We start from the raw sequence: 15,271 nt of genomic DNA, 5'->3' as shown, positions 1-15,271 counted from the left end.
CCCGGCCCCGCAAGCCCCGGCCCCGCAAGCCATGGGCCTGCAAGCGGTGGTGCCGGTGCCGTGGCGCAGACGCGGATGCCGACGGCCAATGGCGGCGCGCAGTCGATGCGCCTGGTCGAGCCCGAGCCGGTGCCGACCAATTTCGTTGCTCCGCCGGGGCCGGTGGTCGAGGCGCCGCCGGTGCCGGTGAAGTCGCTAGCCGACATTGTCGCCCTTGCCGACGCCCAGCGCGACATGGCCTTCAAGGTGCTGGTGAAGCGTTGCGTGCGCCTGGTGCGCATCGAGCCCGGCCGTATCGACGTCAGCCTGACCGACGATGCGCCGAAGATGCTGCTCAACGATTTGACCGCCAAGCTGCGCGCCTGGACCGGCCGCAACTGGTTGGTGTCGCTGTCGAAGGAAGAGGGCGGCCAGACCTTGGCCGAGATGGAATCGACAAAGCGCGAAAATGCCTTCCTCGATGCCAAGAGCGATCCGACGGTCGCCGCCATCCTGGCGCGCTTTCCCGGCGCCAAGATCATCGACGTGCGCATTCCCGACGCGCCGGAAGCCGATGCGGCCGAGGGCGAAGTGCCGGTCGAGCCGCCGGCAGACGACGACGAAACCTGAAAACAACCGGCACCAACTGCAAAGGACCGTGCGATGAAAGATCTTCTCGGCCTGATGGGCAAGGCAAAGGAAATGCAGGCCAAGTTCCAGGCCATGCAGGATGAGATCGCCACGCTGGAAGCCACCGGACAGGCCGGCGGCGGCCTGGTCAGCGTGACGCTGACCGGCAAATTCGAGATGAAGTCGTTGAAGATCGACCCGTCGCTGTTCAAGGAGGACGAGGTCGAGATTCTCGAGGATCTGCTTCTCGCTGCCCACAACGACGCCAGGACCAAGGTCGAGCAAACCATGCAGGAAAAGACCAAGGCGCTGACCGCGGGACTGCCGATCCCGCCGGGAATGAAACTGCCCTTCTAAGGCTAGTCAATCGGTATGCCGTTACAGTGGCCGAAGAGTGCAGCAGCCAGTGCTTGCTCTTCCGCCGGCTGTGTCTATTAGGCAACTCCCCACACTTAATAACGCTTTAGCCATCTTTTTGCCTGAAAGTGTCTCATTCTTGCCGCAACCAGGGGCGGGCTGGCAGCAGAATGAGGGGACGCCTGTTGATCTCTACCCGATGGAAGACGCCGTTGCGGCTCGGCGTCGTTATCTCGCCGCTGTTTTTGGCTGCTTGCAGTCAGACCGCCTCGCACGGCATGTCCAGCCTGACCGATGCCATTACGCCGGGTTTCCTGAGCTCGCGCTCCTACAATTCCACGCCGAAGGAAAAGGAGTGCCTGGAGCGGGCAATGTTCTTCGAGTCCAACCGGTCGAGCCGTGACGGCATGATTGCGGTCGGCACGGTGGTGATGAACCGGCTGCGGTCCGGCAAGCATGGCAACACCATCTGCCAGGTCGTTGGCGAGCGCGGCCAATTCGCGCCGGGCGTCATGACGCGGCCGATGAATTCGAAGGCGATGCCCGATGTCGAGGAAGCCGCCGCGGCGGTGCTCAAGGGCGAGCGCAAAGCCAAGCTGAAGAACACGATGTACTTCCACACCGCCGGCCTGCGCTTCCCCTACAAGAACATGCACTACACCATGGTCGCCGGCGGCAATGCCTTCTATGAAAAGCGCGGCCGCAACTGGCAGCCGCTGCCGGACGAACCGGTGGTCGCCGTGGCCCAGGCCAAGCCGCAAGCGCCTGCCGCTCAGGCCATACTTGTCGCCTCGGCCGAGCCGGCGCGCGACGCCAAGCCGACATTCGCCAAGGCGACCTATGTGACCGCCGCCGCATCGCAGCCGGCAAAGCAGACAAGGGTGACTGCCGGGATGGCGACCCCGGAGAGGGCGGCCCCAGAGAAGCCCACCCAGGAGAAGCCGGTGCTGGTGGCGCTGCAAGAACCAATGCAGGAGCCCGATGCGGCCCGTTTCGGTGGGACCGCGAGCGCACGGCCTGTCACCTCCTTCGAGGCAGCGCCGGCAGAGCCGACAATGTCGTTCGAGGCGACGCCCGAGAACACCGACGCCATCGGCGCGATGATCGCCGGCCAGACCCGGCCGCTGGAAGAAAACTGAGACGGTCAACGTCGGCGCCGCCGCTCATCTGGCTGCCGCCATCTTCTCCCCGTATAGTGACGGGAGAAGGACGCTGTTGCCAAGGATTTCGCCAATTTCCGGCGTCGCAAAAAAAGGGACCGAGGTTGCGGTCAGCCCTTTCTCCCCGCCGCTATACGGGGAGAAATGCCCGGCAGGGCAATGAGGGGCGGCGCAAACCTAAAGCGATTGCCTCTTTGCGCATCGAACATCCCGCGCCTCAGCAGTGTTCCAAAACCCGTTGAAAAATCCTAGAGCCTGATCCATTCCGATAGATCGGAATGGGGCTCTATCGTCTTGTTTGACCATGATCTTTTCCGAAAACCGGTTTCCACTTTTCGGGATCATGGTCTAAACCGGTGCGATGTCGAAGCGAATCGCCGGTCCCGAGATCGAACGCCTGATCCAGTTGCTGGCCAAGGTGCCGGGGCTTGGCCCGCGTTCGGCACGCCGCGCCGCGCTCCACCTCATCAAGAAGAAGGAACAGCTGCTGGCGCCGCTCGCCGCCGCCATGGGCGAGGCGGTCGACAAGGTGCGCATCTGCTCGACCTGCGGCAACGTCGACACCTCAGACCCATGCATGATCTGCACCGACGCGCGTCGCGACCCCACCACGCTCATCGTCGTCGAGGACGTGGCCGACCTATGGGCGCTGGAGCGGGCGACCGCCATGAACGTGCGCTACCATGTGCTCGGCGGTACGCTGTCGCCGCTCGACGGCATTGGTCCTGATGAGCTCAACATCCGTTCGCTGGTCGATCGCGTCGCCGGCGGCGAAGTCAAGGAAGTGATCCTCGCCGTCAACGCCACGGTCGAGGGCCAGACCACCGCGCACTACCTCACCGACCAGCTTTCCGGCTTCGACATCAAGGTGACGCGCCTGGCGCATGGTGTTCCGGTCGGCGGCGAACTCGACTATCTCGACGAAGGCACGCTGGCCGCCGCGTTGCGCTCGCGAACCGCGTTTTGAGGCGAGTTGCGGGGAGGGTGCGGATGATGGCTGCTGCGCATTTTTTAAGGCGGGCACTCTGTCACACCCCCCTCTGTCCTGCCGGACATCTCCCCCGCAAGGGGGGAGATCGGCAGCGTCAATCTCGCCGCCAATCTTTCAACGTCGAAAATTGGCGGAAGCAGAGGCGACAGCCAATCTCCCCCCTTGCGGGGGAGATGTCCGGCAGGACAGAGGGGGGTGGGACGGATCGCTGCTTTCACAAAATAGCCGTCGCGTTTCTTCTCGCCGCACTTGCCGCCTTCCTCCTCGCCACCCCTGTCTCCGCGGCAAAAATCGACGACCAGTTCCGCGCCTGGCTTGGCAACGACCTCTGGCCTGAAGCCAATGCCAAAGGCATCTCCAGGGAAACCTTCGATGCCGCCTTCGACGGCGTCAAGCCGAACCTCAAGCTGCCCGACCTGGTGAAGCCGGGCGAGAGGGCGACGACGCCGCGGAAACAGCATCAGGCCGAGTTCGGTTCGCCCGGCGCCTATTTCGCCGAAAAGATAGTTCGTGCGGTGACCGCCGGCGGCCGCACCCGCGAGGCGGCCAACGCCAGCACGCTGGCCGCGATCGAGAAGCGCTACGGCGTGCCCGGCGAAGTGCTGCTGGCGATCTGGGGCCGTGAGAGCGGCTTCGGTGCGGCAAAGCTGCCCTACGACGCCTTCGAGGTGCTGGGCACCAAGGCGTTCATGTCGACGAAGAAAGAATTCTTCCGCACCGAGCTGCTGGCGGCGCTCGGGATCGTCGAGCGCGGGCTTGCCCCGGTCGGCGCGATAAAATCGTCCTGGGCCGGTGCGCTCGGCCAGCCGCAGTTCATGCCGACGTCGTTTCTGAAGCATGCCGTCGATTTCGATGGCGACGGCCGCACCGACATCTGGAATTCGACGCCCGACATACTGGCGTCGATCGCCAATTATCTCGTGCATTATGGCTGGGTCAGGGGCCGCGGCTGGGGCTTCGAGGTGACGGTGCCGGAAAGCGTCTCGTGCTCGCTCGAAGGTCCGGACCAGGGCAAGAAGATTTCGCAATGGGCTGATATGGGTATCAGGCGTGTGTCGGGTAAACCGTTCCCGGCGAGCGAACTGAAAGCCGAGGGCTTTCTTTTGATGCCGGCCGGCCGCAGCGGCCCGGCCTTCATAGTTACGCCCAATTTCTACGTGCTGAAGCAGTATAACACCAGCGATCTCTATGCCTTGTTTATCGGCCATGGCGCCGATCGCATCGCCCATGGCGACAGTAATTTCTCGGGCAATTGGGGCGCGGTCGGCGGGCTCTACCGCTCCGACATCGCCGCCCTGCAGCGGGCGCTGGAGGCAAAGGGTTATGATGTCGGCAGCGCCGACGGCCTGCCCGGCTTCAAGACGCGCCGCTCGATCGGCAAATGGCAGGCCAGAAACGGCCGTTCCGCCACCTGCTTTCCCGACGCCGACCTGGTTACCGCGCTGAAATAGCCGGGTTTTCGCACCGCCGGTCTGGCCCAATCGACCGTTCTGCAAATGCTCGTTGCCGCGCTCGAAACCGCCGGATATGGTGAGCCGGAACTGCACAAAAATTGCCAAGACAATGGTCCGGGAATCACCGTTCGACGCGGCAAGAAAATGCCACAACCCTGAGCCGGGAACTCAGGTCAACAAAAACAGGGAACAGTTAAAATGATGATGGAAAAGTTTGCTCTACGCTCCCGCTTCTTGCTCGCGGGCGCGGCCATGTCCGCGCTGCTTCTGGCCGCTGCGCCTGCCTTCGCGGTCACGCCCGCCGACACGCTGGTCGAAGGTTTCGCCATCGACGACATCATCTCCATGGATCCGGGCGAGGCATTCGAATTGTCGACCGCCGAAATCACCGGCAACACCTACGATCTTCTGGTGCGCCTCGACCTCAGCGACACCTCCAAGGTCAAGGGCGATCTCGCGGAAAGCTGGAGCGTCTCCGACGATGGCCTGACCTACACATTCAAGCTCAAGCCCGGCCTCAAATTCGCTTCCGGCAATCCGATCACGGCGGCGGACGTCGCCTATTCGTTCGAGCGCGCGATCAAGCTCGACAAGAGCCCGGCCTTTATTATCGGCCAGTTCGGCATCGATGGCGGCAACGTCACCGACAAGGCCAAGGCTGTTGATGATACGACGTTCCAGTTCACCGTCGACAAGGCCTATGCGCCGAGCTTCGTGCTGAACTGCTTGTCGGCGACTGTCGCCTCGGTCGTCGACGCCAAGCTGGTCAAGGAGCATGTCGCCGCGGTCACGCCCAGCGCCGACTACAAATGGGACAATGACTTCGGCAATGCCTGGCTGAAGACCGGCTATGCCGGCTCCGGCGCCTTCAAGTTGCGCGAATGGCGGGCCAACGAGGCCGTTGTTATGGAGCGCAACGACAATTACTACGGCGAGAAGGCCAAGCTTGCCCGTGTCATCTATCGCAACATGAAGGAAAGTTCGGGCCAGCGCCTGGCGCTGGAAGCCGGCGATATCGACGTCGCCCGCAATCTCGAGCCCAACGATCTCGACGCCATCGCCAAGAATGCCGACCTCACCACCACCAGCGCGCCGAAGGGCACGGTCTATTACATCAGCCTCAACCAGAAGAACGCAAACCTCGCCAAGCCCGAGGTTCGCCAGGCCTTCAAATATCTGGTCGATTACGACGCCTTGAGCACGACTATCCTCAAGGGCATCGGCGAGATCCACCAGACCTTCCTGCCCAAGGGCGTGCTCGGCGAGTTGGACGAGAACCCGTTCAAGTTCGACGTCGCCAAGGCCAAGGAACTGCTTGCCAAGGCGGGTCTCGCCGACGGCTTCAGCGTCACCATGGACGTGCGCACCGGCCAGCCGACGACGGGCATGGCAGAATCGATCCAGCAGACGCTGGGGCAGGCCGGCATCAAGCTGGAGATCATCCCCGGCGACGGCAAGCAGACGCTGACCAAATACCGCGCCCGCAACCACGACATCTATATCGGCCAGTGGGGCCAGGACTATTTCGACCCGAATTCCAATGCGCAGACCTTTGCCAGCAACCCGGACAATTCGGATGAAGGCAAGACCAAGACGCTGGCCTGGCGCAACGCCTGGGACATTCCGGACCTGACCAAGCAGACGGAGGCCGCCCTGCTCGAGAAGGACGCGGCCAAGCGCGCCGCAATGTACCAGGATCTCGAGAAGAAGATCCTCGATTCCAGCCCCTTCGTCATCATCCACCAGCAGCTGGAAGTGGCCGGCCTGCGCAAGAACCTCAAGGGCTTTGCGCTCGGCCCGAGCTTCGACACCAACTTCGTCGGCCCCGTCTCGAAGGAGTGACGCCGGCGGACGCGCCGTATGAGTGTGGCTGAAAGCGAAGTGACGGCAGGGCGCGGCGGCGCCCGCGCCGTTGCCGTGGCCTCATCGATCGCCCGGTTCCTGGTCATCGCGATAACGACCTATCTCGGTCTGCTCGCGGTGACCTTCTTCATCGGCCGTGTCATCCCGATCGACCCGGTGCTGGCGGTGCTCGGCGACCGGGCGCCGGCCAATGTCGTCGAACGAACGCGCCGCGAGATGGGCCTCGACCTGCCGCTGGTCGAGCAGTTCTACATCTATGTCAAACATGCCCTGAACGGTGATTTCGGCACCTCGGTGCTGACCACCAATCCGGTGATGACCGATATCCGCCGCGCCTTTCCCGCGACGCTCGAACTGGCGACGCTGGGAACATTGATCGGTTCGGTGATCGGCGTGCCGCTTGGCGTGCTGGCCGCGGTGCGGCGCGGCAGCGTCATCGACCAGGTCGTGCGGATCATCGGCCTTGTCGGCTATTCCGTGCCGATCTTCTGGCTGGGGCTGCTGGCGCTGGTTCTGTTCTACGCCAAGCTGCAATGGGTCGCCTTTCCCGGCCGCCTCGATGTCGTCTACGAATACACCTTCACGCCGATTACCGGCTTTTACCTGCTGGATGCACTCTGGCAGCGGCAGTGGGACGTATTTGCCGATGCCTTCCGCCACATCATCCTGCCGGCCTCGCTGCTCGGTTATTTCTCGCTCGCCTATATCAGCCGCATGACGCGCTCCTTCATGCTGAACGAACTCACCCAGGAATATATCGTCGCGGCACGAGCCAAGGGCCTGTCCGAAACGCGCATCATCTGGGGTCACGCGCTGCGCAACGCCGCGGTGCCGATGGTTACGGTGATCGCTCTGTCCTATGCCGGGCTGCTCGAAGGCTCGGTGCTGACCGAGACGGTGTTTTCGTGGCCGGGCATCGGCCTCTACATCACCAACTCGCTGCAGAACGCCGACATGAATGCCGTGCTCGGCGGCACCATCATCATCGGCTCGGTCTTCATCGCCATCAATCTATTCTCCGACCTGCTCTACCGGGTGCTCGATCCCAGGACCAAGGCGGGATGAGGACCAAGCCGGGATGAGCATAGAAGCGATTCAAACCCGCCGCGACTGGCTGCTCAGCGAGCGGCCGGTGTCGCGCGTGCAAGCAAGGCTCGGCCGCGCCTATGTGGCCTGGCGGCGCTTTTCTGCCAACCGGCTGGCATTTCTCGGGCTGCTCATCATCATCGCCTTGCTGTTGGTCGCGGCCTTCGCCGATGTGCTGGCGCCCTATTCGCCGACATTCGGCGACCTCAAGGGCTCGCGGCTGCTGGCGCCGAGTGCGGCGCACTGGTTCGGCACCGACGATCTCGGCCGCGATATCTACTCGCGCATCATCTTCGGCTCGCGCTGGACGCTCTACGTCGTCATTCTGGTAGCCATCATCGCCGCGCCCATCGGCTTGCTGGTCGGCACCGTTGCCGGCTATGCCGGCGGCTGGATCGATGCGATCCTGATGCGCATCACCGACATCTTTCTCGCCTTTCCGAAGCTGATCCTGGCGCTGGCCTTCGTCGCCGCGCTCGGCCCCGGTATCGAGAACGCCGTGCTGGCCATCGCCATCACCTCGTGGCCGCCCTATGCCCGCATCGCGCGCGCCGAAACGCTCACGGTGCGCAATTCGGACTACATCAAGGCCGTGCAGCTGATGGGCGCCTCGCCGTTCCGCATCGTGCTCCGCCATATCATGCCGCTCTGCATCTCCTCGCTGATCATCAGGGTGACGCTCGACATGGCCGGCATCATCCTGACCGCCGCCGGCCTCGGCTTCCTCGGTCTCGGCGCGCAGCCGCCGCTGCCGGAATGGGGTGCGATGATCGCGTCCGGCCGCCGCTTCGTGCTCGACCAGTGGTGGGTGGCGGGCGCGCCGGGCTTTGCCATCCTCATCGTCAGCCTCGGCTTCAACCTGCTCGGCGACGGCCTGCGCGACGCGCTCGATCCCCGAAGCGGTGACCAATGAGCACGCTTCTCGAAGTCGACGACCTGCGCGTCACCTTCCCGACGCGCACCGGCCTGATCGAGGCGGTGCGCGGCGTTTCCTTCTCGCTCGGCCGCGAGCGGCTCGGCATCGTCGGCGAGAGCGGNCGCTCGGCCGAGAGCGGCTGGGCATTGTCGGCGAAAGCGGCTCCGGCAAGTCGCAGACCGGCCGCGCCATCATGGGCGTCACCCCGCCGCAGGCCGAGGTGACCGCGAAGACGCTCGCTTTCGACGGCATCGACCTGCTGGCCGCCTCGCCGCGCGAGCGCCGCGCGCTGCGCGGCAAGCGTATCGCCATGATCCTGCAGGATCCGAAATATTCGCTGGACCCGGTGATGAGCATCGGCCGCCAGATCGTCGAGACGCTGCGCACGCATGAGAAGGTCTCCAAGGCCGAAGCCCGCGAGCGCGCGCTTGCCATGCTGGAGGCTGTGCAGATCCGCGATCCGGCCCGCGTCTTCGACCTGCATCCGCACGAGGTTTCCGGCGGCATGGGCCAGCGCGCCATGATCGCCATGATGCTGATCGCCGGGCCGGAGATGATGATCGCCGACGAGCCGACCTCGGCGCTCGACGTCACCGTGCAGCTCGACGTGCTCGGCATCCTCGACCGGCTGGTCAGCGAGCGCGGCATGGGGCTGATCTTCATCTCGCACGATCTGCGCCTGGTCTCGTCCTTCTGCGATCGTGTCATCGTCATGTATGCCGGCAAGGTGGTCGAACAGCTCAAGGCCTCCGAGCTCGGCCGCGCCCAGCATCCCTATACGCGCGGCCTGCTCAACTGCATGCCGAAGATCGGCGCCGACCGCCACCCGCTGCCGGTGCTCGACCGCAAGCCGGAGTGGGCGGCATGACGACAGCCCTTTCCGTCGGCAGGCTGGAGGTGACGTTCGACCGCTTCCGCGCGCTGAAAGGCGTCAGCCTCGAGGTGCAATCCGGTGAATCGTTCGGCCTCGTCGGCGAGTCCGGCTCCGGCAAGTCGACCCTTCTCAGGGCAATCGCCGGCCTGGCGCCGGCCGCATCAGGCACCATTACCGTCAACGGCAAAACGCTCGGCGCGCGCCGCGACAAGGCGTTTTATCGCGAGGTGCAGATGGTCTTCCAGGACCCGTACGGCTCGCTGCACCCACGCCAGACCGTCGACCGCCTGCTGCAGGAGCCACTCGCCATTCACGGCTTTGCTGACGGCGAAAAGCGCATCCAGCGGGCGCTGGACGAGGTCGGCCTGGGAACCGGATTCCGCTTCCGCTATTCGCATCAACTGTCGGGCGGCCAGCGCCAGCGCGTCGCGATCGCCCGCGCCCTGATCCTCGAACCCTCGATCCTGCTGCTCGACGAACCCACCTCGGCGCTCGACGCTTCCGTACAGGCCGAAGTGCTGAACCTGTTGGAGGAGATCCGGCGGCGCCGCAAGCTGACCTTCCTGATGGTCAGCCACGACCTAGCCATCATCACCCATATGTGCGAGCGGCTGATGGTGATGCAGAACGGCGAGGCGGTCGAGCACCTCGCTGCCGGCGACCTTGTCGAGCGCCGCGTCAGCAAGGACTACACGCGCAATCTGCTGAGGGCGAGCGAAGGATTTGTCAGGACGGCATGAGCGACGGGCGTTCGGTTGCTGACCGCGGCGTCGGCAGGCCCAATCGCCCGGCGGCGGTGCCAACTTGAGGAAAAACTGAAATAAGCCCAGAAGAGTCTCAACAGCCATCAAACGAGAGCGGGCGCCGGCCCGGCGAGGGGTACATGACAAATTCAGCCATTTCCGAACGCAAGAACCAGTCGATTTCGCGCGGCGTCGGCATGACCACGCAGATCTATGCCGATCGCGCCGAAAATTCGGAGATCTGGGACGTCGAAGGCCGCCGCTATATCGATTTCTCGTCCGGCATCGCTGTCGTCAACACCGGCCATCGCCACCCCAGGGTGATCGAAGCGGTCAAGGCGCAGCTCGACCGTTTCACCCACACCTGCTACCAGGTCGTGCCCTATGAGAGCTATATCAGGCTGGCCGAACGGCTGAACGGCATGCTGCCCGGCAAGTTCGACAAGAAGACGATTTTCGTCACCACCGGCGCCGAGGCGGTCGAGAATGCCATCAAGATCGCCCGCAACGCCACCGGGCGGCCGGCAGTCATCGCCTTTTCCGGCGGCTTTCACGGCCGCACCTTCATGGGCATGGCGCTGACCGGCAAGGTCGTGCCTTACAAGGTCGGCTTCGGCGCCATGCCGGCGGATGTTTTCCATGCGCCGTTCCCGGCGGCGCTGCACGGCGTCTCGGTCGCCGATTCGCTGGCCGCGCTCGACCGGCTGTTCAAGGCCGATGTTGATCCGGCCCGAGTCGCCGCGATCATCGTCGAGCCGGTGCAGGGCGAAGGTGGCTTCTACGAGGCGCCGCGCGATTTCATGACCGCACTGCGCAAGATCTGCGACCAGCACGGCATGCTGTTGATCGCCGACGAAGTGCAGACCGGCTTTGCCCGCACCGGCAAGATGTTCGCCATGGACCACCACGAGGTGGCGGCCGACATCACCACCATGGCCAAGAGCCTGGCCGGCGGCTTCCCGCTGGCGGCGGTCACCGGGCGTTCCGAGATCATGGATGCACCGAACCCCGGCGGGCTTGGCGGCACCTATGGCGGCAGCCCGATCGGCGTCGCCGCGGCGCATGCCGTGCTCGACGTCATCGACGAAGAGAAGCTCTGCGACCGCGCCAACACGCTGGGCAACCGTCTGAAGCAGCGCCTGCAATCGATCCGCGACGAAGCGCCGGAGATCGTCGATATCAGAGGCCCCGGCTTCATGAACGCGGTCGAGTTCAACGATGTGACGAAGGGGCTGCCGTCGCCGGAAATCGCCAATGCGGTGCGGCTGAAGGCACTCGACAAGGGCCTGATCCTGCTGACCTGCGGCGTCTACGGCAACGTCATCCGCTTCCTCGCGCCGATCACCATCCAGGATGGCGTCATGAACGAGGCGCTCGACATCCTGGAAAGCTCGATCCGCGAAGTTCGCGCCGCCTGAGCTATCCGGCCGCTCTTGCAGGCTCTGCCTGCTGGAAGGCGGCGAGCGCCGCCTTCAGCCCGTCGGGCCCGGTCGCGACAATCTGCGGCGACGGCGAAAAGCCGGCGCCGAGCATCTTGCGGCCAAGCATGTGGTCGCCTGGCCGGTTGACCGATTCGATGCCGAGCAGCCGGCTTCCAGCATAGTGGTAGACGGAGAATTTGTTCTCGGCCACGTCGCCCAGCACGACATGGCTGTCGCCACCTGAAATCAGGCCGACCATCTGCAGCTTCATGTCGCCAATATCGGACCAGAACCACGGCACCGCCGAATAATTGTCGGCATGGCCGACGATGGTCCGAGCGGCGAGCCGCGCCTGGTCTGTGGCGTTCTGCACCGATTCCAGCCGAACGTCGCCGCCGGTGAACCAGTGCCGGTAGGAGGCGGCGTCGCCGATGGCGAGGATTTCTGGCATCGACGTACGCATCTGCTGGTCGACGCGGATGCCGTTGGCGATGGCAATACCGGCGGCTTCGGCCAATTCGACATTCGGCACGACGCCAATGCCGATGACGACCATCTGTGCCGGCAATCTCTCGCCGGATGAGGTGATTGCAGCCGAAACACGGCCGTTCTCGCCCTCCAGCCGTTCGATGGTGGTGCCGGTAAGGATGCGCACACCGGTCGCTTCCAGCCGCTGGCGCACATGGCTGGCGATGACCGGCGCCACGGCGCGGCCGAGCAGCCGGTCGACCGCCTCGACCACGGTGACCTTGCGGCCTGCGGCGGTGAGCGTTGCGGCAATCTCCAGGCCGATGAAGCCGCCGCCGAGGATGACGACCTCCTCGCTTTGCACGCTCAATTGGCGGATCAGGCGGGCATCGCCGAGCGAGCGCAGCGACACAACGTCGGAAAGCTCCGAACCCGGCAGCGGCAGCAGGCGCGGCCGCGCGCCGGTGGCGAGGACCAGCCGGTCGAACGGCAGCACGCCGCCGCCCGATATCTCCAGCCTGCGGCCGCCTGCATCGATGCGCTCGATCCGGATGCCTGGCCGGAAGTCGATGGCGCTGCCGGTATAAAAAGCCTCGCCGCGCAGCGGCTGCGACTTTGCTTGCTGATCCTTGATGAAGGTCTTCGACAGCGGCGGCTTGTGGTAGGGCAATTCGTTTTCGTCGCCGATCAGGATCACCGGACCGTCATAGCCTTCTTCGCGCAGGCTGGCGGCCGCTTGCACGCCCGCATGACCCGCACCGACAATGACAACCCCGTTCTTCATAACAGCCCGATTCCTCCTCCAAATCTAGGACTTCCCGCCAGGTGGCGATTGTCCGGCGCCGCCGCAAGAGCGCCGATCCGGGTCGCACCCGGAACGGCCACCTGTCAATCGCTTCATGCGCCGGCATTCCGGATAGATCGGCGTTAAAGTTGACAGTTCTAGTTTAGAATAATTCTAAACTGTTGTTTCAATTGAATTTTTTCTACGCCCACCGGTTGACATCCGGCGTCTTCGCCGTTTTATGGAAGCTCGCGCGTCAGCGCATCCCTTTGATGTCTGGGCCTTGAACCCTTTCGATTGGAGGCATTTCGGTGTCTTTCTTCCGCGAACCGCGCGATGGCGCGACCCTTCTTTGCCCGCTGGCAACTGCCCGCCGCGGCGCCGGCATTTCATTGATTCCCGAGGAGAGACAGTCATGAGAACGATGATCACGGCGCGGTATGGCGGCAGGCTTGCGGCGATCGGCGCCACCGCGATGCTCACGGCGGCGGTGTTCGTGCTGCCGGCCAAGGCGCAAACCGATACCAAGGCGGTCATCAAGACCTATTCCAACATTGCGCTTGCCAAATACGAGGATTCGCTGATCACGGCCGAGGCGCTCGACAAGGCTGTCGATGCACTGCTCGCCAAGCCATCGGCTGAGACGCTGAATGCCGCCCGCGAGGCGTGGAAGGCATCGCGCGTTCCCTATCAGCAGACCGAGGTCTATCGCTTCGGTAATGCCATCGTCGATGACTGGGAAGGCAAGGTGAACTCCTGGCCGCTCGACGAAGGCTTGATCGACTATGTCGCCAAGAGCTACGGCACCGAATCGGACGCCAACGCGCTCTACACCGCCAATGTGATCGCCAACAAGTCGATCGAGATCAACGGCAAGAAGGTCGACGCCACCAATCTGACGCCGGAGTTCCTCTCCGGCACCCTGCAGGAGGCCGGCGGCATCGAGGCCAATGTGGCGACCGGCTATCACGCCATCGAATTCCTGCTGTGGGGGCAAGACCTGCACGGCACCGGTCCGGGCGCCGGCGAGCGGCCCTACACCGATTACGACCTCACCAATTGCACCGGCGGCAATTGCGACCGCCGCTCGCAGTACCTGAAATCGGCGAGCGACCTTCTGGTTTCCGATCTCAAGGACATGGTCAACGACTGGAAAGAAGGCGGCGCCGCCCGCAAGAACCTTGTCGATGGCGAGCCGAACGCCGCCATTTCGACCATCTTCACCGGCATGGGCTCGCTGTCCTATGGCGAGCTCGCCGGCGAGCGGATGAAGCTCGGCCTCTTGCTGCACGATCCGGAAGAGGAGCACGATTGTTTCTCCGACAACACCTACAACTCCCATCTCAATGACGCCGTCGGCATCCGCGCCGCCTATCGCGGCAGCTACACGCGGCTTGACGGCACTGTCGTCGAGGGCCCGTCGGTGGCCGACATGGTCAAGGCGGCCGATCCGGCGATCGACAAGGAATTATCGGACAAACTGGATGTCACCGTCGCCAAGATGGAGGCCATCAAGGCGCGGGCGCTTGCCGGCGAGGCCTATGACCAGCAGATCGGAGAGGGCAACACGGAAGGCAATGCCACCGTGCAGGCGGCGATCGACGCGCTGGTCGATCAGACCAAGTCGATCGAACGCGCCGTCGGTACCCTGAAGCTCAATGCCATAGCCTTCGAGGGCTCGGACAGCCTCGATTCACCGGACAAGGTGTTCCAGTAAACTATCGAAACCACCAGCCACGCGGTGCAATGAGCGCCGTCAGCCAGAGCGCCAAATGCTGATCTGCCATTGCAACATCATCACCGAAAAGGAGATAGAGCAGACGATCGTCGAACTGCTGGATGAGGACCCTTGGCAGCTTATCGTGCCGGCGAAGGTCTATCATGCCATGCACAAGCGCGGTCGCTGTTGCGGCTGCTTCCCAAATGTGGTCGAAACGATCATTCGGGTCACCGAAAATTACCACACCCGCTCGGCGGCGAGTGGCGTGGACATCGTTTCACACCTGGATCGCGTCAGAGGCCTGCGCGTCCAATACGGGAGCAGAACCCATGAAAGGCGAACAGCAGATCATAGAGCGGCTTAACGAGGCTCTGTTTCTGGAACTTGGAGCGGTCAATCAGTACTGGGTGCATTTCCGGCTGCTGGAAGACTGGGGATACGCCAAGCTGGCGAAGAAGGAACGCGCCGAATCGATCGAGGAAATGCACCATGCCGACCGGCTCGTGGCGCGCATCATTTTCCTCGAGGGCCATCCGAACCTGCAGTCCGTGGCGCCGCTGCGCATCGGGCAGAATGTCAAGGAAGTGCTCGAATCCGATCTTGCCGGCGAATATGACGCGCGCACTGCCTACAAGCGGTCGCGCGAGATCTGCAACGAGGCAGGCGACTACGTGACGATGAAGCTGTTCGAGGAATTGCTGACTGACGAGGAAGGTCACATCGACTTCCTCGAGACGCAACTCGATCTGCTGGCCTCGATCGGCGAGGAAAAATACGGCCAGCTCAACGCGGCATCGGCCGACGAGGCGGAATAAGGACATGCAG

At 63.7% G+C, this 15,271-nt stretch carries 13 protein-coding genes and 2 pseudogenes; 14 read left to right on the top strand and 1 reads right to left on the bottom strand.

Annotated elements, in window-relative coordinates; all coding sequences use genetic code 11:
• The 11 genes and pseudogenes from X760_RS56575 to X760_RS56525 all read left to right on the top strand — a co-directional run.
• Nucleotides 1–609, top strand: a pseudogene (locus tag X760_RS56575) (DNA polymerase III subunit gamma/tau); the annotation flags it as partial.
• A 33-nt stretch (nucleotides 610–642) separates the two neighbouring features.
• Nucleotides 643–966: a YbaB/EbfC family nucleoid-associated protein gene (locus X760_RS56570; RefSeq protein WP_023719593.1), complete on the top strand. Its 324-nt coding sequence runs from the start codon at nucleotides 643–645 to the stop codon at nucleotides 964–966.
• Between the two features lie 185 nt (nucleotides 967–1,151).
• Nucleotides 1,152–2,105, top strand: a complete 954-nt coding sequence (locus tag X760_RS56565) for a cell wall hydrolase (protein ID WP_023719592.1) — start codon at nucleotides 1,152–1,154, stop codon at nucleotides 2,103–2,105.
• A gap of 382 nt (nucleotides 2,106–2,487) precedes the next feature.
• Nucleotides 2,488–3,093 carry a recombination mediator RecR gene (gene recR, locus X760_RS56560; RefSeq protein WP_023719591.1) on the top strand — a complete coding sequence of 202 codons (606 nt, stop codon included), beginning with the start codon at nucleotides 2,488–2,490 and terminating at the stop codon, nucleotides 3,091–3,093.
• 197 nt (nucleotides 3,094–3,290) lie between these two features.
• A complete protein-coding gene (locus tag X760_RS56555; protein ID WP_023719590.1) occupies nucleotides 3,291–4,568 on the top strand; it encodes a lytic murein transglycosylase in 1,278 nt (425 codons plus the stop codon).
• Nucleotides 4,569–4,769: 201 nt separating this feature from the next.
• Nucleotides 4,770–6,413, top strand: a complete 1,644-nt coding sequence (locus tag X760_RS56550; RefSeq protein ID WP_023719589.1) for an ABC transporter substrate-binding protein — start codon at nucleotides 4,770–4,772, stop codon at nucleotides 6,411–6,413.
• 18 nt (nucleotides 6,414–6,431) lie between these two features.
• On the top strand, nucleotides 6,432–7,499 hold the full coding sequence (locus tag X760_RS56545; RefSeq protein WP_023719588.1) for an ABC transporter permease: 1,068 nt from the start codon (nucleotides 6,432–6,434) through the stop codon (nucleotides 7,497–7,499).
• 13 nt (nucleotides 7,500–7,512) lie between these two features.
• Complete coding sequence (gene nikC, locus X760_RS56540) at nucleotides 7,513–8,433, top strand: nickel transporter permease (protein ID WP_023719587.1); 921 nt, start codon at nucleotides 7,513–7,515, stop codon at nucleotides 8,431–8,433.
• Nucleotides 8,430–9,304: pseudogene (locus X760_RS56535) on the top strand (ABC transporter ATP-binding protein). The gene nikC and the pseudogene X760_RS56535 overlap by 4 nt, the downstream one beginning before the upstream one ends.
• Nucleotides 9,301–10,050 (top strand): ABC transporter ATP-binding protein, encoded by a 750-nt coding sequence (locus tag X760_RS56530; protein WP_023719586.1) that lies wholly within the window; start codon nucleotides 9,301–9,303, stop codon nucleotides 10,048–10,050. Before X760_RS56535 ends, X760_RS56530 begins: the two are co-directional and overlap by 4 nt.
• Before the next feature lie 143 nt (nucleotides 10,051–10,193).
• Complete coding sequence (locus tag X760_RS56525; RefSeq protein ID WP_023719585.1) at nucleotides 10,194–11,471, top strand: 4-aminobutyrate--2-oxoglutarate transaminase; 1,278 nt, start codon at nucleotides 10,194–10,196, stop codon at nucleotides 11,469–11,471.
• 1 nt (nucleotide 11,472) lies between these two features.
• On the opposite strand, the gene X760_RS56520 is transcribed toward X760_RS56525, so the two are convergent.
• Entirely contained in the window at nucleotides 11,473–12,726 is a 1,254-nt protein-coding gene (locus X760_RS56520; protein ID WP_023719584.1) for an FAD-dependent oxidoreductase, read from the bottom strand.
• Nucleotides 12,727–13,201: 475 nt separating this feature from the next.
• Here X760_RS56520 and X760_RS56515 point away from each other — a divergent pair, with 475 nt between their 5' ends.
• From X760_RS56515 to bfr, 3 genes are read left to right on the top strand one after another with little or no spacing between them, the layout of a single operon-like run.
• Nucleotides 13,202–14,443: an imelysin family protein gene (locus X760_RS56515; protein WP_245278611.1), complete on the top strand. Its 1,242-nt coding sequence runs from the start codon at nucleotides 13,202–13,204 to the stop codon at nucleotides 14,441–14,443.
• A gap of 55 nt (nucleotides 14,444–14,498) precedes the next feature.
• On the top strand, nucleotides 14,499–14,810 hold the full coding sequence (locus tag X760_RS74825; RefSeq protein WP_084642720.1) for a (2Fe-2S)-binding protein: 312 nt from the start codon (nucleotides 14,499–14,501) through the stop codon (nucleotides 14,808–14,810).
• The gene (bfr, locus tag X760_RS56505) at nucleotides 14,776–15,261 is read left to right on the top strand and encodes a bacterioferritin (protein WP_023719581.1); all 486 of its coding nucleotides are present in this window, start codon (nucleotides 14,776–14,778) and stop codon (nucleotides 15,259–15,261) included. Before X760_RS74825 ends, bfr begins: the two co-directional genes overlap by 35 nt.
• Nucleotides 15,262–15,271: the final 10 nt, after the last annotated feature.

It is taken from the genome of Mesorhizobium sp. LSHC420B00 (genome assembly GCF_000503055.1).
In the GTDB taxonomy this organism is placed as follows: Bacteria; Pseudomonadota; Alphaproteobacteria; order Rhizobiales; family Rhizobiaceae; genus Mesorhizobium.
The sequence above is the reverse complement of the archived record's forward strand: the minus strand, read 5'-3'. Positions and strand labels throughout refer to the sequence as shown.

Bases quoted from the DNA above. Each gene is read 5' to 3' on its own strand.
- X760_RS56555 (WP_023719590.1), top strand. From the start codon at position 3,291: ATGTCCGGCAGGACAGAGGGGGGTGGGACGGATCGCTGCTTTCACAAA.
- X760_RS56545 (WP_023719588.1), top strand. From the start codon at position 6,432: ATGAGTGTGGCTGAAAGCGAAGTGACGGCAGGGCGCGGCGGCGCCCGC.
- X760_RS56570 (WP_023719593.1), top strand. From the start codon at position 643: ATGAAAGATCTTCTCGGCCTGATGGGCAAGGCAAAGGAAATGCAGGCC.
- X760_RS74825 (WP_084642720.1), top strand. From the start codon at position 14,499: ATGCTGATCTGCCATTGCAACATCATCACCGAAAAGGAGATAGAGCAG.
- X760_RS56515 (WP_245278611.1), top strand. From the start codon at position 13,202: ATGCTCACGGCGGCGGTGTTCGTGCTGCCGGCCAAGGCGCAAACCGAT.
- bfr (WP_023719581.1), top strand. From the start codon at position 14,776: ATGAAAGGCGAACAGCAGATCATAGAGCGGCTTAACGAGGCTCTGTTT.
- X760_RS56530 (WP_023719586.1), top strand. From the start codon at position 9,301: ATGACGACAGCCCTTTCCGTCGGCAGGCTGGAGGTGACGTTCGACCGC.
- recR (WP_023719591.1), top strand. From the start codon at position 2,488: ATGTCGAAGCGAATCGCCGGTCCCGAGATCGAACGCCTGATCCAGTTG.
- X760_RS56525 (WP_023719585.1), top strand. From the start codon at position 10,194: ATGACAAATTCAGCCATTTCCGAACGCAAGAACCAGTCGATTTCGCGC.
- X760_RS56550 (WP_023719589.1), top strand. From the start codon at position 4,770: ATGATGATGGAAAAGTTTGCTCTACGCTCCCGCTTCTTGCTCGCGGGC.
- nikC (WP_023719587.1), top strand. From the start codon at position 7,513: ATGAGCATAGAAGCGATTCAAACCCGCCGCGACTGGCTGCTCAGCGAG.
- X760_RS56520 (WP_023719584.1), bottom strand. From the start codon at position 12,726: ATGAAGAACGGGGTTGTCATTGTCGGTGCGGGTCATGCGGGCGTGCAA.